This window comes from Methanosarcina sp. WWM596 (assembly GCF_000969965.1).
Lineage (GTDB): Archaea > Halobacteriota > Methanosarcinia > Methanosarcinales > Methanosarcinaceae > Methanosarcina.
The window spans coordinates 814,930-839,849 of sequence record NZ_CP009503.1 but is presented as its reverse complement, the minus strand read 5'-3'; the positions used below and the strand labels follow the sequence as shown (position 1 = coordinate 839,849).

The 24,920-nt window shown below is 41.8% G+C and carries 17 protein-coding genes, 2 tRNA genes and 2 pseudogenes; 11 read left to right on the top strand and 10 right to left on the bottom strand.

The window, feature by feature from the left end:
- Window positions 1–42: 42 nt before the first annotated feature.
- The 5 genes and pseudogenes from tnpC to MSWHS_RS21190 all read left to right on the top strand — a co-directional run bounded on the left by tnpC (window position 43) and on the right by MSWHS_RS21190 (window position 4,091).
- Window positions 43–1,497, top strand: a pseudogene (gene tnpC / locus MSWHS_RS03725) (IS66 family transposase).
- A 342-nt stretch (window positions 1,498–1,839) separates the two neighbouring features.
- Entirely contained in the window at window positions 1,840–2,547 is a 708-nt protein-coding gene (locus tag MSWHS_RS03720) for an ABC transporter ATP-binding protein (protein WP_048126161.1), read from the top strand.
- Entirely contained in the window at window positions 2,534–3,196 is a 663-nt protein-coding gene (locus MSWHS_RS21200) for a hypothetical protein (protein ID WP_231585567.1), read from the top strand. Before MSWHS_RS03720 ends, MSWHS_RS21200 begins: the two co-directional genes overlap by 14 nt.
- Window positions 3,193–3,741, top strand: a complete 549-nt coding sequence (locus MSWHS_RS21195; protein WP_231585566.1) for a hypothetical protein — start codon at window positions 3,193–3,195, stop codon at window positions 3,739–3,741. The genes MSWHS_RS21200 and MSWHS_RS21195 overlap by 4 nt, the downstream gene beginning before the upstream one ends.
- Before the next feature lie 134 nt (window positions 3,742–3,875).
- A complete protein-coding gene (locus MSWHS_RS21190) occupies window positions 3,876–4,091 on the top strand; it encodes a hypothetical protein (protein ID WP_231585565.1) in 216 nt (71 codons plus the stop codon).
- Between the two features lie 123 nt (window positions 4,092–4,214).
- Here MSWHS_RS21190 and MSWHS_RS03710 read toward each other — a convergent pair whose 3' ends face one another.
- Window positions 4,215–12,101, bottom strand: coding sequence for a DUF11 domain-containing protein (locus MSWHS_RS03710; protein ID WP_048158753.1), 7,887 nt, complete (start codon window positions 12,099–12,101; stop codon window positions 4,215–4,217).
- A 1,206-nt stretch (window positions 12,102–13,307) separates the two neighbouring features.
- Between MSWHS_RS03710 and MSWHS_RS03705 the strand changes: the two genes are divergently transcribed.
- The 6 genes from MSWHS_RS03705 (at window position 13,308) to MSWHS_RS03680 (ending at window position 16,257) form a co-directional block, all read left to right on the top strand.
- Window positions 13,308–13,796 (top strand): 30S ribosomal protein S13, encoded by a 489-nt coding sequence (locus MSWHS_RS03705; protein WP_082088022.1) that lies wholly within the window; start codon window positions 13,308–13,310, stop codon window positions 13,794–13,796.
- A 23-nt stretch (window positions 13,797–13,819) separates the two neighbouring features.
- Entirely contained in the window at window positions 13,820–14,476 is a 657-nt protein-coding gene (locus tag MSWHS_RS03700) for a 30S ribosomal protein S4 (protein ID WP_048126157.1), read from the top strand.
- A 2-nt stretch (window positions 14,477–14,478) separates the two neighbouring features.
- Window positions 14,479–14,859: a 30S ribosomal protein S11 gene (locus MSWHS_RS03695; RefSeq protein WP_011034088.1), complete on the top strand. Its 381-nt coding sequence runs from the start codon at window positions 14,479–14,481 to the stop codon at window positions 14,857–14,859.
- 72 nt (window positions 14,860–14,931) lie between these two features.
- Window positions 14,932–15,732 carry a DNA-directed RNA polymerase subunit D gene (locus tag MSWHS_RS03690; protein WP_048126155.1) on the top strand — a complete coding sequence of 267 codons (801 nt, stop codon included), beginning with the start codon at window positions 14,932–14,934 and terminating at the stop codon, window positions 15,730–15,732.
- A 235-nt stretch (window positions 15,733–15,967) separates the two neighbouring features.
- Window positions 15,968–16,055, top strand: a tRNA-Leu gene (locus tag MSWHS_RS03685).
- 117 nt (window positions 16,056–16,172) lie between these two features.
- Window positions 16,173–16,257 (top strand) — tRNA-Leu (locus tag MSWHS_RS03680).
- 115 nt (window positions 16,258–16,372) lie between these two features.
- On the opposite strand, the gene MSWHS_RS03675 is transcribed toward MSWHS_RS03680, so the two are convergent.
- The 9 genes and pseudogenes from MSWHS_RS03675 to cca all read right to left on the bottom strand — a co-directional run bounded on the left by MSWHS_RS03675 (window position 16,373) and on the right by cca (window position 24,884).
- Window positions 16,373–16,918 (bottom strand): gamma carbonic anhydrase family protein, encoded by a 546-nt coding sequence (locus MSWHS_RS03675; protein ID WP_048126152.1) that lies wholly within the window; start codon window positions 16,916–16,918, stop codon window positions 16,373–16,375.
- Window positions 16,919–18,597: 1,679 nt separating this feature from the next.
- Window positions 18,598–19,644, bottom strand: coding sequence for a hydrogenase expression/formation protein HypE (gene hypE / locus MSWHS_RS03670; protein ID WP_048130202.1), 1,047 nt, complete (start codon window positions 19,642–19,644; stop codon window positions 18,598–18,600).
- 49 nt (window positions 19,645–19,693) lie between these two features.
- Window positions 19,694–20,365: a hydrogenase nickel incorporation protein HypB gene (gene hypB / locus MSWHS_RS03665; protein WP_048130201.1), complete on the bottom strand. Its 672-nt coding sequence runs from the start codon at window positions 20,363–20,365 to the stop codon at window positions 19,694–19,696.
- Window positions 20,366–20,613: 248 nt separating this feature from the next.
- Window positions 20,614–21,036 (bottom strand): hydrogenase maturation nickel metallochaperone HypA, encoded by a 423-nt coding sequence (hypA, locus tag MSWHS_RS03660; protein ID WP_048126150.1) that lies wholly within the window; start codon window positions 21,034–21,036, stop codon window positions 20,614–20,616.
- Window positions 21,029–22,147, bottom strand: coding sequence for a hydrogenase formation protein HypD (gene hypD / locus MSWHS_RS03655; RefSeq protein ID WP_048126148.1), 1,119 nt, complete (start codon window positions 22,145–22,147; stop codon window positions 21,029–21,031). Before hypD ends, hypA begins: the two co-directional genes overlap by 8 nt.
- Before the next feature lies 1 nt (window position 22,148).
- Window positions 22,149–22,448 (bottom strand): HypC/HybG/HupF family hydrogenase formation chaperone, encoded by a 300-nt coding sequence (locus MSWHS_RS03650; RefSeq protein WP_231585564.1) that lies wholly within the window; start codon window positions 22,446–22,448, stop codon window positions 22,149–22,151.
- A gap of 349 nt (window positions 22,449–22,797) precedes the next feature.
- The gene (locus MSWHS_RS21185; protein ID WP_231585563.1) at window positions 22,798–22,959 is read right to left on the bottom strand and encodes a hypothetical protein; all 162 of its coding nucleotides are present in this window, start codon (window positions 22,957–22,959) and stop codon (window positions 22,798–22,800) included.
- 87 nt (window positions 22,960–23,046) lie between these two features.
- Window positions 23,047–23,378: pseudogene (locus MSWHS_RS03645) on the bottom strand (transposase); the annotation flags it as partial.
- Between the two features lie 141 nt (window positions 23,379–23,519).
- Entirely contained in the window at window positions 23,520–24,884 is a 1,365-nt protein-coding gene (cca, locus tag MSWHS_RS03640; RefSeq protein ID WP_048158752.1) for a CCA tRNA nucleotidyltransferase, read from the bottom strand.
- Window positions 24,885–24,920 lie beyond the last annotated feature (36 nt).

Sequence of the window (24,920 nt, the reverse complement as noted above, 5' to 3'; positions counted from 1 at the left end):
GAAAAATTGCATATAAATTGAATCCTATTTTGTTTCGTTATTATGCTTACACGTGAAGAGATCCTCGTTATCTATGAAGCTGGTCCTGAAGCTGTAATTTCTGTAATCCAGAGACTTGAAACTATCATAGAAGAACAAGCTATTCGAATTGCTGAACTAGAAGAACGTGTAAGGATTTTAGAATCTCGCTTAAATCAAAATAGCAGAAACAGCAGTAAACCTCCTTCTACTGACTTTTCAGTCAAAGAAAAACCTAATCCCAAGAGTCTCCGGAAAAAGAGTGGGAAGAAACCTGGAGGTCAAGAAGGTCATCCAGGCACAACTCTTGATATGGTTAATGATCCTGATTAGGTAATTGAACATTCTTTGACCTGCTGCAAAGAATGTGGACATACTCTTGAGGATGTTGAAGTTGAAGCTTATGAGAGAAGACAAATTTTTGATATTCCTCCTGTAAATCTAATTGTTACGGAACATCGAAGTCAGATTAAGACCTGTACTCACTGTGGAAAATCAAATAAAGCTTCTTTTCCAGAATCTGTGAAATATCCCGTCCAGTATGGTCCTAATATTTTAGCTTCAGCAATTTACTGTAAAAACTACCAGTTTATTCCCTATAAAAGGATTTTAGAGTTTTTTGATGACGTTATGGGGATAAAAATCTGTTCTGCTACGATAATCAGAGCAGAAAAAGAATGCTTCCGGAATTTAGAGGAGTTTGAAAATGTGAGTCAGGAGAGGTTAATAACTTCTCCTGTAATCCATTGTGATGAAACTGGGATGAAAATTGAAGGAAAAAGGCATTGGCTTCATGTAGCTTCTAATGACAAATACACCTGTTATTTTGCTCACTCAAAAAGAGGATCAGAAGCAATTAATGCCATGGGAATTCTTCCAGAGTTTAAAGGAATAGCAGTTCATGACGGATGGAAACCCTATAACAGTTATGAATGTGATCATGCTCTTTGCAATGCTCATCTCCAGAGAGAACTTACTGGAATTGAGGAGAACTATAAACAGCAATGGGCTAAAGAGATGAATGAACTGTTAACAGAAATGAAAAAGTATACTGATGAGTGTAAAGAGCAGGTCAAAGATCTGGACTTTGAGCAAATTAAAGTGTTAGAAGAAAGGTTCGATGCTGTAGTCATGAAAGGGATTGAAGAAAATCCACCTTCTCTAAACCCTGAAAAACAAGGAAAACGTGGTAAAAATCCAAAAACAAAAGCAAGGAACCTACTTGACAGGTTTATAGAAAACAAAAAACAGATCCTGAGATTCCTCAATGACTTGAGAGTTCCGTTTGAGAATAACCAAGCAGAAAGAGACATAAGGATGATGAAATTACAGCAGAAAATATCAGGAACTTTCAGAACTATACAAGGAGCGGAAGCTTTCTGCAGAATTAGAGCTTATATCTCAACCATTAAAAAGAACGATTTACCTGTTATAGACGGTATTCTCGCGGCGCTCAAAGGAGCGCCGCTATTATTCTGAGAATTTCAGCATTTTGCTGAAAAAACATACTTTTTTATCAGTGGCTGAATAGTTACTAAATTTTTATAAATTTATAGGACTTGTCAAGCCCGATTGAACCAAAAAAGAAGGGAAATATTCAGTACCAATTAGTGGGTACTGTCAAACTGAGGTTAGATTCTATCTTTTTGGAGATAATTTCATACTTTTTGAGTAAGTAACCCGAATTTATGTAATAATTAGACGTTCGGAACTATACTTAATCGGAACTACTGTAGTATATATGTCGAGACAGGAAACTCTAATTATCCGCGGTAATTGTCGGACAGCCTGTTTAGCTCAGGGATTTCCTGCTGAGGGTTTATGAAACTGATCCTGAACGATATCGTAAAAAGCTTTGACAAAAAAGAGGTTTTGCGGGGTGCGAGCTTTGCCTTTGAAAAGGGGGAAATTTACGGCCTCCTCGGAAGAAACGGCTCAGGCAAAACTACGCTTTTTAACTGCATCAATGAAGATTTAAAGATTGACGGCGGCTCAATTCTCCGTGAAGAAAACGGAGTGAAGAGAGAAGTTTGTCCGGGCGATATCGGATATGTTCTGTCGACGCCGGTCGTTCCGGAGTTTTTAACAGGTAGGGAATTTTTAAAGTTCTTTCTTGACATCAACGTGAAAAATATTCCGGACATTAAGCCTATTGACGAATATTTCGATTTTGTAATGATTGGAAGCGAGGATCGCGACAGGCTTTTGAAAGATTATTCCCATGGCATGAAGAACAAGATGCAAATGCTTGTAAACTTCATCGCAAATCCAGCCATTCTGCTTTTAGACGAGCCGCTGACCTCATTTGACGTTGTGGTCGCCGACGAAATGAAGATGCTGCTGCGCCAAATCAAAAAAGACCACATTATTATCTTTTCCACCCATATCATGGAGCTTGCACTGGATTTATGCGACGAGATCGTGATCCTGAGTGGCGGGGTTCTGAAAAAAATGGAAAGGGATGGCCTCAGTAACGAGGTCTTTAAGGATAGAATTATTCAGGCCCTCAGAAGGGATGAAAGCGATTGAAACTTTCCTTACGTCTTTCAGGCTGAAAAACACATATAGAGCCAATAGCATCATATATTCGCTCAAATCCATCCCTATCATCAACGGGCTGTTACCGGTTTCGCTTTATGGAAGCCCGGGGCTGAAAAGATTTGCCAATTTTGTCAGCATCCTGTGGGAACTTGTCTCAATGTTTTTGAGCAAGCTGTTTTATATGTTTATTCTGATCTTCCTTCTAAAAAACTCTATGAAAAACAGTTCTGCAAACAGCTTCATGCACATGTTTTTCTTTCTGACCATAGCAGGTGGTTTTCTCAACACGCAGATATTTCACCCCACCAGAGACAAGTATTATGCCATTTTTCTCATGCGAATGAACGCGTGGGAGTATACGCTTTCGAATTACTTCTATTTCCTTTTGAAAACTGTTGTCGGATTTTTGCCTGTCACGTTGCTTTTAGGACTACTTTCCGGGGTAGATCTTGCTATCTGCCTTTTGATGCCGTTTTTTGTTGTTTCCGTAAAACTTATTTTTACTGCCCTTGCGCTTCATAATTATGTCAGGACCGGCCATGTAAAAAATGAAAATCAGCTCAATCCAGTTTCTCTGGTTGGCATTGCTGTATCATTGACTGGGCATATCTCCCGCCGTTTCTCGGCTATGCCATGAACGAAGCTGTTTTCCTCGTTCTCTTTGCCATTTCTGTTGTTATGGCGTTGTTTTCCTTTTCATATGTGCTCAAATTCCCCGAATACCGAAGGATTTGCAAGGAACTTCTCACAGCGAATAGTTTTGCTGTGAGCAGAAAAGATATGGTTGCACGGGCTACTCAGAAATCTTTGCAAAGAAAAATAGACCTTAAGGCAACAAACAGCAAAAGCGGCTATCGGTATTTCAACGACCTTTTTGTTAAGCGGCACAGCAGTCTGCTGACCAAATCAGTCAAGCAAATAACCCTGATTTCCCTTGTAACGCTTGCGTTTTCCATCATGGCCTGTTTTCTTCTCCAGGAAGCAAAACCAATAATAAACGGGATGTTTCTGACCTTTTTGCCTTATTTTCTGTTTGTCATGTATTTTATTAATCGCGGAAAGGTTATCAACCAGGCTATGTTCATGAACTGTGACCACAGTATGCTTGCCTACCGGTTTTACAAGCAACCGCGTGCAATTTTGCTCCTTTACGGAACGGCTGAAATCCATTCTATTGATTAACTTGATGCCAGCTTCGGTAATTGCACTCGAGCTACCGTTTCTGTTATGGTTTACAGGCAGAACGGATAACGCGCTCAATTATGTGCTGCTGTTTGTTTCCATTATCGTCATGTCGGTATTTTTCGGTGCACAATATGGTGCCTTATTATCTTTTGCAGCCTTACAATATCAATCTTGAAATGAAAAGCGGCACTTTTGCCATTGTCAATTCATTTACTTATATCGTCTGTTATCTTGCTATCGGCAAGGAAATTCCCACTCTAATATTCGGCACGTTGATTTCCGTATTTTGTATTGTATATATCGCCGTCGCTTTACTTCTTGCATACAGGCTTGCACCTAACATTTAAGCTGCGGTAATAGCGGCTTTATGTTGAATTAAAAAAAGTACAATTTGGATGAAGGTTTAATTCCTTCACCCAATGTTTTTTCATTTAGTTCTTTAAGTCTTTTTCACTTGATTGTCCTTGCTTTTACTTCCTTTTATATGAAATACACAAGAATATTGCAAGCATACCTATAATACCAGAAATGGCAGTAAATCCAGGCACACTTCTATTTCCTTCCTGTTTCTCCTCCTGTTTCTTTTCAACATCTGATTCTATACTTTCCTTATTTTGTTTAACATCTTCATTGTCAGTTTCAGACTGTATTTCAGTACTGGTTTTAATCTGTGTTCCAGTGTCATTCACGGTATCATTTTCTTCTTTATTTTCACTCACTTCAATGTCTTTGACGGATTTGGAAACCACACGGGCACTGCCAGTTCCACCATTCCCATGGTGTTGGGTATCAGCATTGTCTTTCTCGTCCTCTGAACCAAGAAGAATCGGTTGCTTTATACTGCTGTTTTCTTCAGGAAGTTCGTTGCAGGTTACTGTTGCCGTATTTTCAATAAATCCGTCTCCTTCACCGTTACTGCTAATGTCCTCCTGAGTTACTGTGTAGTTTCCGAAGAATTTCCATGACTCTCCCGGATTCAACATCCCTGAGTCAACATCGTCTCCAATCGGTCCTGTCAATGTAATCATCGGGTCACTTACCGAAACTCCTGTCAGGTCTACGTTGCCTTCATTTTTCACAACTATCTGATATTCTATTATATCTCCAGCTTCGTTGATTTTACGATCCCCAGCTTCATCGATCCCGGTTATTAACTTGGATATACAGTATTCAGTTATCACCTGTGTTGGCTCTTCTCCGATCGGGACTTCAGCACTGTCTGATACCGCATCCAGCTGATCGCATACAACGGTTGCTATATTTTCTATGCAGCCGTCTCCATGTCCGTTAGTTTCGATATCTTCCAGGGTAACCGTGTAACAGCCTGTATATGTCCAGTTTTCCCCTATCCCGAGAACTGAATCATTATTCAGAGATTCTACCGGTCCATCGAGAATTTGTATCAGAGAATCGTTTACCTTAATTCCCGTGAGATCGACATATCCCTCATTTTCAACCACTATCTTATATGAGATTATATCTCCAGCCTGTGTTATTGTTTCTGCCGGTCCTTTCCCTCCAACGTCCGTTACCGTTTTTTCAATGGCATAATCCGGATACTCATCTATCGGGACTTCTCCGATCGGGACTTCAGCACTGTCTGATACCGCGTCCAGCTGATCGCATACAACGGTTGCTATATTTTCTATGCAGCCGTCTCCATGTCCGTTAGTTTCGATATCTTCCAGGGTAACCATGTAACAGCCTGTATATGTCCAGTTTTCCCCTATCCCGAGAACTGAATCATCATACAGGGATTCTACTGGCCCATCGAGAGTTTGAATCAGAGAATCGTTTACCTCAACTCCCGTGAGATCAACATTTCCTTCATTTTCAACCACTATCTGGTATGAAATTATATCTCCAGGTTCGTTGATTATACAATCCCCTGCTTCATCCACCCCGATTACTGACTTGGATATGCAGTATTCAAGTTTGATCGGTATTTGTTCTTCTTCTATCAGCACTGCTGCACTATCTGATCTCGGACCCAGCAGGTCACACTCAACCGTTGCAGTATTTACTATGAACCCGTCTTCTTCACCGCTGCTGATTATGTCTTCTTCAGTCACCATATAATAGCCGGTATATACCCAGCTTTCTCCTTGCTCAAGTACCCCATCAGTTATCAGGGACTCTTCCGGTCCATTGAGATCTTGAATCAGCGAATCGGTTACTGATATTCCTGTAAGGTAAAAGTTGCCGGTATTGGTCACTACAATCTGATATGTAATAATTTCTCCAGAGGCTGTTACTGTTCCTGCAGGTCCTTTTCCTGCAACATCAATAACTGTTTTATCAATTGTACAATCTGGTTTTTCTTCAGGTATTACTCCTCCTTCTCCTCCTTCTCCTCCTATCGGTACTCTAACACTGTCTGATCTCGGATCCAGGTGGTCACACTCAACAGTTGCAGTATTTTCTATGAAGCCGTTTACTACATTATTGATTATATCTTCAAGGGTAACGGTGTAAGTTCCGATATATATCCAGTTTTCTCCTGTCTCAAGAACTCTATTCTCATTCAGAGATTCATCTGGTCCGGTGAGATTTTCAATCCGAATATCGGTAACAGTAACATTTGTCAGGTCAACGTTTCCTGTATTGGCTACTACAATCTGATATGTAATGATATCTCCAGGGATTGTTATCCGTCCTTCGGGTCCTTTTCCAGAGACATCTTGAACTATTTTGTCAATAGTGCAGGCAGGATTCTGATCAGCAATAACTGTTGCATTAACCGAAGTTGAATTGGTGAAGCTACCTGCAAACAGACCGGATACAAACGCTGTATTGGTTACAGATCCGTTATTAAGATCAGACTGAGTAATGGTATAGTTCACCGTTATCGTTTCACTCTGTCCAGGGATAAGGATTTCACTCGCAAGTGGAATTACCCCTAACTTGTCGTCCGTAACGTTGACAAGCCCTGTAATATCGACGTTTCCAGAGTTGGTAATGTTGTAAGTGTATGTGATGTTCTGGCCAGCTTCAGAATAGTTCATTGGACTGGCTGATTTATCGATCGTCAACTCCGGAATCTGGATTGCTGTTACAGTTGCATTAACCAAAGTTGAATTGGTGAAGCTACTTGCAAACAGACCGGATACAAACGCTGTATTGGTTACAGATCCGTTATTAAGATCAGACTGAGTAATAGTATAGTTCACCGTTATCGTTTCACTCTGTCCTGGTATAAGGCTTCTACTTGTTATTGGAATTACTCCTAACTTGTCATCCATAACGTTGACAAGCCCTGTAATATTGACGTTTCCGGAGTTGGTAACGTTGAAAGTGTAAGTTATGTTCTGGCCAACTTTAGAATAGTTCATTGGACTAGCTGATTTCTCGATCGTCAACTCCGGAATCTGGATTGCTGTTATAGTTGCATTAACCGGAGTTGAATTGGTGAAGTTACCTGCAAACAGACCGGATACAAACGCTGTATTGGTTACAGATCTGTTATTAAGATCAGACTGAGTAATGGTATAGTTCACCGTTATCATTTCACTCTGTCCAGGGATAAGGATTTCACTCGTAAGTGGAATTACTCCAAGTTTATCATCCGTAACGTTAATTGGTGATGTAATATTGACGTTTCCGGAGTTGGTAACGTTGAAAGTATAGGTTATGTTCTGGCCAACTTCAGAATAATTCATTGGGCTGGCTGATTTATCGATAGTCAACTCCGGAATCTGGATTGCTGTTACAGTTGCATTAACCAAAGTTGAATTGGTGAAGCTACTTGCAAACAGACCGGATACAAACGCTGTATTGGTTACAGATCCGTTATTAATATCAGACTGAGTAATGGTATAGTTCACCATTATCGTTTTACTCTGTCCAGGGATAAGGATTCTACTCGTAAGTGGAATTACTCCTAACTTGTCATCCATAACGTTGACAAGCCTTGTAATATTGACGTTTCCGGAGTTGGTAACGTTGAAAGTATAAGTTATGTTCTGGCCAACTTCAGAATAGTTCATTGGACTGGCTGATTTCTCGATCGTCAACTCCGGAATCTGGATTGCTGTTACAGTTGCAGTTACATTTGTAGAATTGATTTCCGTACCGTTGAAAATACCTGTTGCAAATGCTTCATTTGCAATTAATCCCGAATCCAGGTCAGACTGAGTAATGGTATAGTCCCACGTTATCGATTCACTCTGTCCCGGTATAAGGATTCCACTCGTAAGTGGAATTACTCCTAACTTGTCATCTGTAACGTTAATTGGTGTTGTAATATTGACGTTTCCAGAGTTAGTTACATTGTAAGTGTATGTGATATTCTCTCCTACAGAGGAATAGTTTGTAGGAGCTGCTGATTTCTCGATAGTCAACTCCGGATTCTGCTCTGCAGTAACTGTTGCATTAACCGAAGTTGAATTGGTGAAGTTACCTGCAAACAGACCGGATACAAACGCTGTATTGGTTACAGATCCGTTATTAAGATCAGACTGAGTAATGGTATAGTCCCACGTTATCGATTCACTCTGTCCCGGTATAAGGATTCCACTCGTAAGTGGAATTACTCCAAGCTTATCATCTGTAACGTTAATTGGTGCTGTAATATTGACGTTTCCAGAGTTGGTAACGTTGTAAGTATAGGTTATGTTCTGGCCAACTTCAGAATAGTTTGTAGGAGCTGCTGATTTCTCGATCGTCAACTCCGGAATCTGATCAGCAGTAACCGTTACGTTGTCTGTGTTAGAAACGGTTGTGTTGTTACCGAATATACCTGTTGCAAATGCTTCATTTGTAATTAATCCCGAATCCAGGTCAGACTGAGTAATGGTATAGTCCAATGTTACCATTTCATTCTGTCCAGGAACAAGGATTCCACTCGTAAGTGGAATTACTCCAAGCTTATCATCTGTAACGTTAATTGGTGATGTAATATTGACGTTTCCGGAGTTAGTTACATTGTAAGTGTATGTGATGTTCTGGCCAGCTTCAGAATAGTTCATTGGGCTGGCTGATTTATCGATCGTCAACTCCGGAATCTGTACTATTGGTACTTGAGCAATATCTAACTTTGAAGCTAGCTGATCGGAGGAAACAGTTGCCGTATTTTCTATAAATCCGTCTCCTCCCCCATTGTTGTATATATCTGTCTGATTAACAGTATAAGTGCCATTGTATATCCAGATCTCTCCGATCTCAAGAATCGAATCGGGATTTAGCGACTCTGTTGGTCCGGTCAGGTTAACTAGAGAGTCATTCACAGTTACATTTGTGAGATTGACCTGACCGGTATTTGTCACATTAATACGATAGGTTATTACGTCTCCTGCAGCTGTTACATATCCATCTGGTCCCTTACCTGCAGCATCTGTAACTCTTTTTCTAATACTGTAAGCTATGGGAAGAGATATTGGTGCATTAGCGCTGTCATTTATTGGGCCCACCTGAGTGGAGTTTACAGTTGCTGTGTTGTTGATGAATCCTTTTCCTTCAATAGTATTGTTTATAGCTTCCTGAGTTACCGTATAATTCCCTGTATATGTCCATACTTCTCCTACATCTAGGACATCATTTGGTGGGTTATCTCCCGCTGGGCCTGTCAGGTTAATAAGGGAATCATTAACAGTAATATTTGTCAGATCAAGGTTTCCGATATTACTGATATTAACCTGGTAGCTGATGATGTCTCCTGCTGCAGTTATATCTGCATTAGGTCCTTCCCCGGCTATATCTGTGATAGTTTTTTCAATAATGTAAACCGGTATTCCTATTAGTACTTCAGCAGTATATGATTTTGGTACAAGCTGGTCACAATCGGGTTTCCAAACCGTTGCCGTATTTTCAATTAATCCGTCTCCTCCCCCATTACTGTTTATGTCCTGATGGGTTACCGTGTAGTTCCCTGTAAAAGTCCAGATTTCTTCTACTTCAAGAATTCCGTCAGTATTCAAAGATTCAATTGGTCCTGTAAGGTTAATCAAAGTATCATTAACACTTACATTTGTCAGATAGGTGTTCCCTGTGTTTTCAATCACAACAGAGTAGTTGATTACGTCTCCTACTGATGTTACGTATCCATCTGGCCCCCGCCCACCAACATCAATAGCTACCTTATTAATCATGTAACCTGGCGTTGCTTTTATTGGTACTTCAGCAGTATCTGATTTGGGAGTCAGCTGCACACACTCGTCACAGTCAACGGTTGCAACATTTTTTATTGTTCTATTCCCTGCGCAATACCCATTAATATCTTGCTGGGTTACTGTGTAATTTCCGGTGTAGGTCCATGTTTCACCCATTTCCAGAACGCTATCGATATTTAGAGACTCATTCGGGCCTGTCAGGTTAATCAAAGTATCACTGACATTCACACTTGTCATACTGACGTTTCCCACATTGCTCACATTAACCTGGTAAGTAATGACATCTCCAACATCTGTTACGTATGCTGCTGGCCCCCTTCCTGCAACATCCAGAACAAATTTATGAATAATGTAAGCGGGTATCCCCTCTAAGGGCACTTCAGCACTATCTGATATTGGCTCCAGCTGATCACAGTCAACGGTTGCTGTGTTGTTTATTGAACCGAACTCTTCGCTGTTGTTTGCATCATCCAGAGTAACTGTATAATTTCCAGTGTAAGTCCACGTTTCTTCTACTTCGAGGATGCTATTATTATTCAGAGATTCGTTTGGTCCTGTCAGGTTGAGGAGGGAATCGTTAACAGTAACATTTGTCAGATCAACATTTCCTATATTACTCACATTGATCAGGTAAGTAATAGTCTCTCCTGCCGAAACGTTCCCTATAGGTCCTCTCCCTCCAATATCTATAACTATTTTCTTAATCATGTATTCTGGCAGTGCCCTTATCGGCACTTCAGCAATACGGGATTTCGGATCTAATTGATCACAGTCAACGGTTGCTGTGTTGTTTATTAAGCCGTCCCCTCCACCGTTAGTGTCCAGATCTTCCTGGGTTACGGTATAATTTCCTATGTAAGTCCAGGATTCTCCTGGATTCAATATCCCTGTTGAAAGATTATCTCCTGCCGGTCCTGTCAGGTTAATAAGAGAATCATTAACAATAACATTTGTTAGATCAACGTTTCCTGTGTTATTCACGTAAATCTTGTAGCTGATTACATCACCTGGTGAGGTTACCTCTCCCGCAGGTCCCTCTCCTGCAACATCCGTGACTACCTTGTTGATCATGTAAATCGGATTCGCGAGCAAAACATTTGTTGGCTGGTAGTAAATATTGTTAGCTGTATTAGAATCATCAGTAATGGCTGTTACCGATACGGTATCGAGCAGATCATACAATGCAGGCAGAGGGCCCGAAGTGCCCGGTTCGGAGTTTATAGAAGTATCGTTATTTGCCCCCGCTGTATTCAAAACTGTAGTAGCTATGGTCATTGTATCCGATTGACCCGGACTCAATGCCCCTACACTAAAGGTGATAGTATTCCCACTAATTGTGTATGGAGCCCCGGTTGCCGAAACAAAAGTCGTATTGGCGTGGAGGGCATCATTGACCACAATTCCATTTGCAATGGTGTCAGGTGAATTGTTTTTCACAATAATATTATAAGTGAGATTTTTTCCTTGAATCTCAGGATCAGGGTTATCGGTTTTCACAACCGAGACATCGGCATCACTGGAAAAGAACTTACCCACTTGTAAAAGAGAGACTGTCTGCTTTCCACTTTTGATTGAGTCCCCGGTGGCAGTCTGTGCACTGTCCAAGCTTGTCTGTACATTGCCCGTAATCCCGGTAGGAATTGTCGACTTGAGGACAACCCATATCTCAACAACTACTCGGTCACCATCATCAAGACCCGATACCTGGAATGTTCCCTGAATTTCCTGGGATGAACCACTACCTGTAAGAATGGAAGTAAAGCTTTCTACTTTAGAATTATTTAGAGGATCATTGGTTCCGACATCAGCAGTATCTACAAAAGCAGCGTACACACCATAAGCCGGATCAAAGCCAAAGTTGGAGCCGGAAGTCGTATTGGCATCAAAAATAGTTGTAAAATTAATGGTTCCGTTTTCAGGAGATGTACTTCCACTAACTGATATCACCATTTCAAATGGCACCACCTGCCCAAGAGCCATATTTTCTGGAGAAAGAGATGATAAAGCATCAAGATTAGAAGAAGTGGGTCCATAAGCCACAGCATTAGCAAGAGGATCTGGATATCTCCCTGCAAGTCCGGGAGACGGAAGTGAAGCTGGAGTTAGTTTTTCATATGTAGGCAAATATGGAGCACTGTTTAATGAGGGGTCGGCTGCATACCATTTTAAAGTATAAGAGCCACTTGCAGCCTGTGCTTCAAAAGGTACAATGCTCATTAAGACGGTCATGCTCAAGATTGCTATCAGCATTAATAAGATTACGGATCGGTGTCTGCATTTATTGTGTTGTGAATCGATGTTCTTGAGCATCTTCTCCGGTGTCACAGCATTATTTTTGTCTAACAATATCGTTAATAAAGTGACAATAAAATCGAAGTTTATTTTGTTTAGATTCATATTTTTATTCCCCAATTTTTAGCCCAATAATATAATTTTTTAGATATGTAGTAAAATAAAATTTTATGCACTGTAGATCTTTTAGAATTTTTTTCAAAAATCAGAACTTATTTTTTGAATCTGACAATTTTAACAATCATAGAGTTTTCAATTGCGAGAAAATTCCTCCAAAATCTTTGTGGTTCTTCGCTGTATTGTGTGGGTTGAAAATAATTGCTTAGTTGGGAAGTAGCCAGGCCAAAAAGAAAAACATCAGGTCTGAACGTGATTTACAATAACAAGTGTTTTAAATTTTAAATATGTTATTTCAACAATTAGGGATGAATAGAAGTTACCCACTCGAAACAGCAAAGAGCCATCTATATTGACTGGACATTGAGCGATCTCTATTTCAGTTGCTCAAATTATTTTATTTGATTGAGTTTTTCTGCATATTTTTTTAGAAAGATATTCTCAATTAGCTATTTAACTTTTATTAAATATTTATTGTAGTATATTACACATCAATATACAGTTTTGAAATATTTTTCGATTCATTTATGTGGGTTATATTTTTCTGAACAGTTGTGGTTGTAGAAAATTAGCATGTGGAATTTTGAAGTTCAACCTGGAAATTAAATATTCAAGTCTTTATTAACGGCAATCGATGTTTCTTCATTTTTTTCATCGAAATTTCAAACCCTATTTTTGACATGTTTTATTTTGACATGTTTTATTTTGACATGTTTTAACACGATGTTTTATTTTGACATGTTTTAACACGATGTTTTAATGAATGTTTCAGATATTTTTTGCATCTAATAGTGTTGCTTTCATGGATTTTTTCTGTCCCATCCAAACAGGTTCATGATGTCTCTGTTGTTTCCAGCAATTCATGAGATCATCCGGAGGGTTCGGTTGTACATTCTTTTTTAGTGGAGGAGTGGGGGCAGATATCCTTATATACTGGCAGTTGCATGTAACAGAACTCATCAGTATGTGCTGTAAAGAAGCTCCTTTTGAGAGCTGCTCCTGAGTTTTTCGCGTATTCTTTCAGGGTATTCGATCAGGGGCTACAGGATGCTGTATGCACTCCAATGGAGGAAGTATATGGTTGAAGAAAATAATAAAGAAGAACTAAGGCATCTTGTTCGGATTATGAATACCGACCTGAAGGGGGCAAAGCCCGTACAGTATGCTCTTACAGGTCTTCCCGGAATCGGGAGACGTACCGCAATACTCATTGCAAAGGGCGCAGGGGTAGACCCTACTGCTACACTTGGATACCTTCCGGACGAGGAAGTAGCCAAACTCGACACTGCAATCGGAAAATTTGAAGACATCGTCCCTACCTGGATGCTTAACAGGCAGAAAGACCTTACCACCGGCCAGGACAAGCACCTGCTCGGAACTGATATCTTACTGACTTTCAGGGAAGACATTAACAACCTGAAGAAGGTCCGTGCTTACAGAGGTCTCAGGCACGAGAGGGGTCTTAAGGTCAGAGGACAGAGGACAAAATCCACAGGCCGCCGCGGATCAACTGTCGGTGTGAGCAGGAAGAAGTAATTTTTCGGTTAAGGTGATTTGTAATGGCATATCCAGGTAAAAAAAGTAAAAGTTACGAGACTCCCAAGCACCCCTGGCAGGAAGCCAGGATGGCTGCTGAAGTCCAGCTCGTGAAGGCATACGGTCTCCGAAACAAGAAGGAAGTATGGAAAGCAGCCAGTATGCTCAGGATGTACAGGTCTGAAGCCAGAAACCTGCTTGCAAACGTCGCTGGCGGTCAAGAAGGTGGACTTGAAGGACACCTGAAGACTCAGTCCGAAGAAATCCTATCCAAGCTCATTCGTTATGGTATTCTCAACTCGGACTCTGACATTGACGGGATTCTCTCTTTAAAGACTGAAAATATTCTTGAAAGAAGACTCCAGACCCAGGTTCTCCGCCTCGGGCTTGCCAGGACCGTTGTCCAGGCACGCCAGTTCATCACTCACGGCCACATTGCAATTAACGGAAGAAAAGCTACAATTCCGGGAATGCTGGTCTCAAAGGATGACGAGATGCACATCGGATACTATGGAAACTCCCCTCTCATGAGTGAAGACCACCCTGAAAGACCTGTCCAGGTCGCATCCTTCCTTGCAGACAGCGCAACAACCCTTAAGGCTGCTGCCGAAGCAAAACAGGCAAGAGAAAAGCCTCCTGTGAGAGGCGGTGGCAGAAAGAAGAGAGGCGGGAGGAGATAAACATGGCAGATATGAAATGGGCTGTAGCTCACATCAAGTCCTCATTTAACAACACAATTATCACAGTAACTGATATCACCGGGGCTGAAACCATTGCAAAGTCCTCTGGTGGCATGGTTGTAAAGGCAGCAAGGGACGAAAGTTCTCCTTATACCGCCATGCAGATGGCAGGTCAGCTTGCTGACCAGCTCAGGGACAAGGGCATCAACGGTATCCACATCCGGGTAAGAGCTCCCGGAGGAAACAAGCAGAGAAGCCCAGGACCCGGTGCACAGGCTGCAATCAGAGCTTTTGCAAGAGCAGGAATCCGCATTGGCAGGATCGAGGACGTTACTCCTGTCCCACACGACGGCACCCGTCCGAAAGGCGGAAGGCGTGTATAAAGAGAATTATTCAGAGAATTCTTCAAAATTCTCTTTTTTTAAGGTATTCAAAATTAAGGGGAATTAAGGTATATGACGATGGAAGTAGACATTCTGGAGTTATCGGATAGATCTGCAAAGTTTGTGCTGTCAAAGGCAAGCACGGCTTTTGCTAACGGCATCCGGCGTGCCATGATCGCCGATGTACCCACTCTTGCAATTGAGTATGTAAACCTTTACGACAACACCTCCGTGCTCTATGATGAACAGCTGGCTCTCCGTCTCTCCTTAATCCCACTCGTAACGGATATAGAGACGTATATGCCTCAAGCTGAGTGCGAAATCTGCGGAGGAGAAGGCTGCCCTGCCTGTGAGGTCTCCCTGACCCTCAGTGCAGAAGGTCCCTGTACCGTTTATTCGCGGGACCTCATCTCCGCTGACCCCAAGATACAGCCAGCAGATCCGAATATACCGATTGTTGAGCTGAAAAAAGGACAGAAGCTTGTGCTAGAGGCAATTGCCCACATGGGTTACGGTAGAGACAGCGTTAAATGGCAAGCCGGTGTTGCATGCGGCTACAAAAACGTGCCTGTTATAACCATTGAAAACTGCGATGCCTGCGGGCACTGTGCAGCAGAATGTCCTAAGGGCATTATCAGAGTTGAAGAGGCCGGAGCAAAGGTTGCTGAGGACGATGTCATAAGGTGTTCCCTCTGCAGGCTTTGTGAGAAAGTGTGCGACATTAACGCGATAAAGGTGGGCTTCCAAGAAAACGCTTTTGTTTTTACCATGGAGTCCGATGGTTCATATACCTCCAAAGACCTTGTCTTTAACGCCGCAAACGTTGTTAAAAGCAAAGCCGAAGAGTTGCTTACAATTCTGAACCAGCTCTGAATCCCGGTTCAGCCTGGGTTCAAGCACCATTTTTCTGACCGTATTCTGGCCTGAAAATCCTCTTTTCAGGGGATTTCCTGTGCCTGGATACTTCAGGAATTATTCCGTTTACTGTGGGATCTTCAAACAATTATTATTAATGTTCCTCATGACTCGAAACATTTATATATTATCCATGGTATTGTGAGGAAGTGCAAGGCGCAAGGCGCGCCGGAATTTAACAGGAAAACAGGATGCGAGGGTTGCCCAGCCAGGTCAAAGGCGCTAGGTTGAGGGCCTAGTCTTGTAGGAGTTCGTGGGTTCGAATCCCATCCCTCGCACCAGATTTCTTAATATTTATTGTTAACTTTGAATTCAATACGTTTTTACAGGAATATCCATAAAAAAGTTCACAAAGTCCATAAAAGTTCTTAAAGCTTATTCATCTACTACATCGAAATGCGAGGGTTGCCCAGCCAGGTCAAAGGCGCTAGGTTGAGGGCCTAGTCTTGTAGGAGTTCGTGGGTTCGAATCCCATCCCTCGCACTAAAATGCTTTTTTTATATTGCTAAAACTTTTTAAGTAGCTCATCTACACGACCGACGAGCATAATAAGTTAAATATCTAGAAAAACTCGTTTTCTCCCACGATGGTATCCTATTCAGGTCATTGAATTTGATTTGGCGAAGGCATATTTCTTCATTTTTTCTCTATACTCTTTTGCCATCTCTACATACTCGTCAGCATTTTCCTTAATAGCCTCAACCTCTGCCTCTTTTGTCTCCCTTTTTACCGTTCCCGGAACTCCGATAATAAGGCTGTTGGCTGGAAACTTCTTCCCCTGAGGCACAAGCGCATTTGCTCCCAAGATGGAGTTTTTCCCTATTTCAGCCCTGTTCAGCACAGTCGAGTTCATGCCGATAAGCACATTATCTCCTATCTTGCACCCGTGAAGCACAGCCCCATGTCCGACTGAGACATAATCTCCAACCTGGACCCCGTTTTCAGGATCTGCATGGATTACCACGCCGTCCTGGATGCTTGTCCCGTTTCCGATCTTTATTTTATTTTGATCTCCCCTCAGCACGGCATTGAACCATATGCTCGAAAAATCCCCAACCTCAACATCTCCTATTAAGTCTGCAGAATCCGCAACAAAAGCTATTTCGGAGATTTTCGGACTTTTGCCTTTAAAATCCATTATCATCTTTATCCCTCTACTTTTCCAGGCGTTATTTTTTCTTTAATTACCTTATTTATCGGCATTGTTTATGTCGTTTTTCGATATTAGCTCCTGCTATGCGGGAAAACTTCTTTCAATAAGCCTCTAAAATAGCTCTCAGTTCACCACATAACGATACACAAGATATGCGATAACCAATATTGTTAGAATTGAACGGAAGTTTGGGCTCAATTCCATATATCCTGTATTTCTTCCTTCAGGCTTCTGTCACTTAAGCATGTGGCCTATTATTGAACTGATTGAAGGGTTTGTCAAATGTTTTTTTTCGGTATCCGACCATGAAATTAAAGTGTGCCACTGTCACAATAAAGGTCAGGATGAAAATTGCAAAACCGGCAATTCAGAGGTATCCTGCATAATCCAGTAGTGCTCCAATGGCCAAAAAAAAACAAAATATACAGGGATTGAGCGTAATAGTTCTTCTACCACAATGGAATCCCATTTCAAACCTTAGCTCCTTCGTTTCCTCTCAGTACATGTTTTTTATGGCGTGCTTGCTTTTGCTCACGACTTTAAATAAATTGTGTTTCCTGAGTTTCATTTCGGGATCACAGTAAATCGAAGATTTTCGGGGAGTTGCACTGCAAGTACAACAGCAAGAGGTCCATTTCACTGCGCTCAAGAGGACTGAATTGTCACGCCCGATTTAGAAGAGCGACCTTATAGAAAAAATCCATTAAAACCAGAAATGAAACTTGGCCAGTTCTACGGCATTGGCTATTACATACAGATACACCAAAGTCGTTTCCATACTCTTTAAACCTTAAACAAAATGCTTGAGCAATAATTAAAGAGTGTGGCAAAGAAACATGAAAATTCACATAATTCGTACGCATAAAATCTTTAATATTATCCAAAACATATTTGGAAACTATTGAATGCGGCACGTTGGATGATCTCCCAATGAAGTTATCTTTTTACTGAATATATTATTCTTATTATCAGATAACAACGTTTCACTTTTACTTGTATTATGATCTTTGTTTTTTAGTAATAAGTTCTCTACTATGGGAAACATTTATGTATACAAACGCATTTTTATTGATATGTAAATCAAATTTACTTGATTTATTTGCAAAACGGTATTTTCCTCCCTTAGTACGTAGAGCGGATTCCAAAGTCCAAAAACGGCTTTATTAAATCTCGATTTGAAATATTCAATCGAGCTTCCGATCAGGAAAGTAGTTCTGAAATCCTTGTGGGTATCGGAATAAGAATTATTCTTGGGATATACCCACAATCTTCTGGCATTAGTTTGCCTTTTTAAACCTCCCAAAATCTGCAGCTTTCCAGGAGTGTTTCACCATTTAACCTTCCTGAAATCTACAGTCTTCCTGAACTAATTCGTTCATGAGCAAGGTTTACTAAAACAAGGCTTGAGGCATTGTAACAAGAATTGTTAAGGTGCCAAAAATGAAAACTCTTTACAAAATTGATGATATTTTTAAGTGGTTCTCTGCATCAAAAATTGTTGGTACTACACTTCGCGTGTAGTATCCAGAAATTCTTAAAAGGCAGTTCCATCAAAAGTAGCTGGCACATAGGCAGTGAAAGGAACTGCTTGAGACTTAGAATCTATGGCAAACAGAAGGAAAACAACAAGTAAAAGTAATCGAAAAATATCGACTGTCTTCTGATCGGCGTTAACAGACTCTCGGAATCGGGTCTCCTGCCGGCACGTCCACGTAACGCATGCCACCAAAGCGATTTCTCAGGATTACTTCACCTTTGTTTTCGGCAGTAACTTCTCCTATGAGGGCTGCATTCCTGCCATAGGGATGCTGTCTGAGGATTGAGAGGACTTCTTCTTCGAAGCCGGCTTTTACCCCTATAACAGCTTTTCCTTCATTTGCCACTTCGAGGGGGTCAAGGCCCAGCATTTCGCAGGCTGCAGTGACTGCAGGCTTGAAAGGGATCAGGTCTTCTTCGAGAAGGATTCTTGCTCCGGCTTTTGCTGCCATTTCGTTGAGGGCGTTTGCAAGCCCTCCGCGGGTCGGGTCCTTCATAGCTGTTATTACCGGGGCTCCTTCCGGAGTCCGGAGTTTCAGAAGTGGTTCTATGAGTTTCCAGAGGGGAGCGGAGTCCGAGACAAGGTCGGTGTCGAAGTCAAAGCCTTCCCTATGAGCCATAAGAGAAATCCCGTGATCCCCTATCGTTCCCGTGACAAGGATCAGGTCTCCTGGCTTCAGGCCTGAGTCCCTGACGGGGCTGTCCGTTATGCCCAGGCCTGCTGTGTTCAGGATGATTGAGTCAAGGGCAGTTTTCTCCACGGTTTTTGTATCGCCTGTAATTATGGGGACTCCAGCTTCAGCAGCTGTTTCGTCCATTGTTTTGATTATCTCTTCAAAATCGTGGATTGGAAAACCTTCAGGGACTATGACTGCACAGGTAAGGGCAAGGGGTCTTGCTCCCATTACAGTGAGGTCGTTGATGGTGCCTGAAACTGCCAGACGTCCTATATTAGTGTCCGGGAAAAAAGCAGGGGTTATCACGTGGCTATCTGTTGTCAGCACAAGTTCGGAAGCGGGATTAAAATTTTCAAGCCTGACCGTAGACCCGTCATCAAGGCTTTCAAGACCTATTGAACCTGCGCTTTTGTTGCGGAAATTTTTAAGGATAATTTCCCCTATAAGCGCCTGCATTACTTCCCCGCCTGCCCCATGTTCCAGAGAAATGGTATTAGTTTCCATATAAGGACTCTTTTTCTTTTTATTCACGTTTAAAATGCTTTTAATTGGTTTATTTCCCCTGAACTTCCTGTGTTCTTCCGATTCCAAGTTCAATAAAGCTTATCCAGGTTTCAAGGCTCTCCCAGTCGTGCTTTGAAGTAAGGATAACCGGTATACCAGGGTTTAAGGAAAGGATGTCATCCCTCATTTTCTCGGCGTCAACGTCAACTGCATGTGCAATGTCAACCTTGTTTATGACTGCAAGTTCTGAAGTTTTGAAAATCATGGGGTGTTTGAGGATGATATCGTCTCCTTCAGTGACGCTTACCACAACCACTCTGAGGTGCTCTCCAAGCTTGAAGTCCACAGGGCAGATCAGATTGCCCACATTTTCAATAATAAGGAGGTCCGTATTGTCAAGGTCGATCTCATCGAGAGCTTTCTCCACCAGCTTTGCGTCAAGGTGGCATTCCTTTCCAGTGTTTACAGGGATTGTCGGCACTCCAAGTTTCCTGAAACGTGAGGCATCCATCTCTGCGATAACATCACCTGCGATTACCGCTGTTTTGTATTTATCTTTGAGATGCCTGACTGCCTCTTCGATCAGAGTAGTCTTTCCTGACCCGATGGCTCCCATAACGTTAACAGAAAAGACTCCGTGTTTGTCAAGGGTCTTCCTGTTTTTCTCGGCAATTTTGTCATTTGCCTTGAACACATCGTGTCCCATGTGGATTACATGCATTAACATAAATATCACTCGGGGTTACTTGATTCTCTCGGTGAAAAATCCGTTTATTGATCTTGAATTAGATTTTGAAGAGCAGGATGTATGATTAAAGTAGGTATGTTTGAATGAGATTTTTAAGGAGTATAGTTTTAGTGAGTATAGTTTTAGTGAGTATAGTTTTAGTGAGTATAGTTTTAGTGAGTATAGTTTTAGTGAGTATAGTTTCAGTGAGTATTTGATAAACCTGCTACCTTTTACTACATTTATATGTTTGCCTGCCTGGAGGTTAACTTTTCTATTTCGGTCTCAATATCGATGCTTTTTATAATAAGTTCTCTGCCTCCTGTGATGCGAGCATTTTTCCCGCATACCGGACATTCAAGCGCTGCGATGTATTCCAGAAGTTCGCTTCGGAGGTCGTCCTTTCCTATCTGTGTTTCATCCACAGGGCCTGTGTATCCGCACTCACATTCCAGGGAGAGTGGGATCATCTCTACAATGAACTCTGCATTTTCGGCAATACTCCCCTTGGCAATGGCCTTAAAACAGAAACTCAGTTGCTCCGGATTTGTATGGGCAAGCCTCCCCATTTCCAGGATTACATGCCTGACTTCCAGGGCTTCGTGAGCTTTTGCAGTTGCTATTACCTGCTCAAAGATTTCACAGGCGATGGAATACTCATGCAAATCTGCTTCCCCCTTCCCGCGAGTACCTGAACCAATTGTAACACATACCTTCCTGGCTAACCATGCAGGGGCCGACAGGATTTCTCGGGGTGCAGTCTTTCCCGAAGTTGGAGCACTGGGAAGGTTTTGCTTTCCCTGTGAGGATAGCTGCACAGATACAGCTCTTCTTATCCTTTTTCTCCGCCTTTGCTCTAATCTCTGCAAAGGAAGCAGAATAAAGGTCTTCGTGCTTTTTAGAGGCGTTTTTTTCCTCGTACTCTTTCCTGAGCACCAGCCCTGACCCCTCTATATTTCCAATGCCTCTCCACTCGGACTCCGAAGTTTCGAATACCTCATTCATAATTTTCAGGGCTATTGTGTTCCCTTCTGGCTTTACGACCCTTGGATATCCATTGTCTACCCTTGAAACCCCATTTTCTATCTGCGCCAGGAGCAGGTTTATTCCTAGGAGAATATCTCTTGCCTCAAATCCGCTCACAACAACAGGAAAGCCTTTTTCTGCAAGAGGTTCGAAGGGCTTTGTCCCTATAATGGTTGCTACATGCCCGGGGGCAATAAAGGCATCAACTTCAGCATCTCTGGCAAGAAGCTCAACTGCAGGAGGGGTCTGTTTCTGGGAAGCAAGGAGGCTGAAGTTTTCAGGTGTACTTCTTAGAAGGGCAGCTGCATTTGCAGGGACTGTGGTCTCAAAACCAACCCCGAAAAAGACCACTTCAAGCTCAGGCTTTTTGTTTGCAAGGGCTACGGCATCATCAATGCTGTAGACCATCCTTATATCTGCCCCCTCAGCCTTTGCATCCAGCAGGCTTTCTGCAGAACCGGGAACTCGCATCATATCTCCGAAAGTAACTACAGTTGCTCCACTCTTTGCAAGGGCAATTGCAATATCAACATCTTTTACCGGAGTGACGCAGACGGGACATCCGGGGCCGCTTATTACTTCTATATTTTGCGGAAGCACGCTCCTGAGCCCGTATTTTGCTATTGTCCTTTCGTGTGTGCCACAGACATGCATTACGCGGAGTGAGGTTCCAGAGGCTTGAAGTCTTTCCAGAAGCTTTTTTTCAAGTTTGGGCATCGCGGGCTTTAAAGAAGAATCCTTGTTTTTCATTTCATTCAGCGTCCGTTTCTTCCGAGAACCCTGTTTCAGAGATCTCTGAATCTTCAAGGCCTGATATCTGCCTGAGGAGGCGCATGGTTTCTTCACTCTCCTCTTTTGAGATTTCGGATATTGCATATCCCACATGGACAAGGACATATTTCCCGAGCAGAGTTTCACTGGCACCTCCAAGCAGGTCCATGTTTACATCTCTGCAGATCCCGCCCATATCAACCGTGACAGTGTTTTCGTTAACGATAGCCTTTATTTTACCAGGAATAGCTATGCACATATTACCTCTACTGTTTTTCATACCTATTTTTCTTTTCGAGATCTGATAATTACAAGATCTAATTCTCTGTAAAAACAATCCTTTAAGAGAACTGGCATTAATGCGATTACTCACCATTTGAATTATACTTGAATTCTATTTGAATTATACTTGAATTCTATTTGAATTATACTTGAATTCTATTTGAATTATACTTGAATTCTATTTGAATTATACTTGAATTCTATTTGAATTATACTTGAATTCTATTTGAATTATACTTGAATTCTATTTGAATTATACTTGAATTGGTACTTAAATACTATTTGAATTATACTTGAATTGGTATTTTAACTGATATATGAAATATTTTGAGAATTAATGTTTGGATTCAATTTGAGAAGCTTTTTGAGAAATAACTTTTAGCAAGGTTATGCTTTGCGAGGTTAAAGACTGATAATGAATTTATCCATCTATCTAATGTCCCTATTTTATTTTGCCCAATTGTATAGTCTTCTTTTATATCTTTTTTGTTTTTTAATTCCACCTTCAAAATTTAGATCTGTTTTTTACTTTTATTCAGAGCTGCTCGAAAAATGCTTTAAAAACCTGTTTTGACCCCACATTCCGCCCTATTTTTTCACACATAATATTTTTCGTACTTTTCACCCATCAGTTTCAGCACTTTAATGGTTTCCTCATCCAGATTTAATACCTTCGTTATCTGGATTCCTTTTTCAGGTACGCCTCAGACACTCTGAAACTCTTATCTTTAATGAACCTGAACCCCCTTTCAACCGTTCCCTGTTCCTTATAGTATTCTAGGAGTTGATCTGGAGTCAACCCCAGATCATTAATTGTAAGAATGAACCTTCCTAACTTTGCTCTTCTTTCCTTTACTTTTTCCTTATCAGATTTAATCTCTGCTTCTATCAGGTAGAAAGTCTGTACCTCTTCATCTTCCCTTGGCTGGGAGAACACCTTCTCTCAGTAACCTTTCAGTGGGTAAATTTTCAAAAAAAATCAGGAAATAGGTAAAGAATTTTTGCGGAAAAATTCCGCTTTGTGTAAAATAAGTTAATTGGACACTACTTTATTCCCATAGCAAAGTCTTTACATCCATTTTCTCAAAAAAACCCTGAAATCAGAATCATTTAACCTGCAAATCCTGGCATCCTCTATAACCTCAAAGCCCTCATTCACGCTCTGATGCACCTGTTTTCCGAGGGAGCAGTTTACAAGCTGATCTTCAAGGAGGCTTTTTGCCGTCAGGTATTTGCGCTGGATCTCGAAGACATACTTTCCGCCTTCGATATAGCCTCCGAAAACATTTTCAGCCCCTTCATACTTGGCTTTGAACTTCTCAGAGTGTTCTCTGACCCAGACCGGAGGGCCAATTCGTTTTTTAACGTTGGGAAGGGTGCCTGAGATAAGTTCGAGCATGATTACGGTTACGGGGTTTCCTGACCAGACCCCGGTTTTGATCACCGAAAAATCGTACTCACTCAGGAGAGCAGCTGCAGCCTGTTCCATTTTATAGAGCTGCGGGTAGAGCACATCGTCTACAACATCGGGGGTTTTGAAGACAACTGCAAGCTGTGAACTTTTCCGGCTTTCCAGCTTCTCAAGAAATTCTTTATCTTCAAGTGGCAGGATCGGGGCAGAAAAAAAGAACTTGAACTCAGGGTTTGCCAGAAACTCCCTGCAGTGGTCTATGAACATGCAGAATTTATCAAGGGAGAGAGCTGCTGCAACGTTCCGTTTCGGGTCGGTCGGGTCTACCATAACAAGAGGCTCGTTATGTCCTATTTCCGAGTGCTGCATAATGTCTATTTTCTGTCCGGGTTTCCAGGAACAGGCTGCTTTTACGGCGTTTTCAAAAGAGCCGTAGTGAATGATGAGGAGTTCGGTCAGGTAGCCTGAGAAACCCTGAGTCCTCAACTCAGAGCCGTAGACTCCGCCTCCGCGCATGAACTGCTTCATAAGCAGGACCTCATCTTCCCGTCCTTTTATGTGGGTTTTTACGAATTCATTGTGGAAAGGCGTCCTATCAACTGCGGATTTAAGCTGGCACGCCGAAGCAACCCGAAAGCAGGGGACAAGGTCCACGTCAAAGCCTTTGAAAACAATGTTCAGGTATGGATGTTCGGCATGGCGGTCTTCGGCATGTTCCGCGTGTTTTGCCACTTCCCTTGCAATTGCCATGCCACTGATTTCCAGATCTCTTCTGTGTGTTTCTTCAGGAAAGCTGATAAAAACATCAATATCATGGGTGCCTGAGAGCCAGGTGCCTCTTGCAGCAGAACCGACCATTTTTACAAAAATATCCGATACACAAAGTTTCTCAGCTGCCGCTATTACCTCTGCGGCAAGTTCCTCCTGAACTGCTGAGAGTATTTTTCTTTCGGCTTCCGTAGGTTTAACCTTTTCAAGTACGGCAAGCTTCAGGTCTTCTGGAATGCTGGTATACGTTTCCATGCCCGGGACGGCTCCATATGTTATTTATTGATTCTG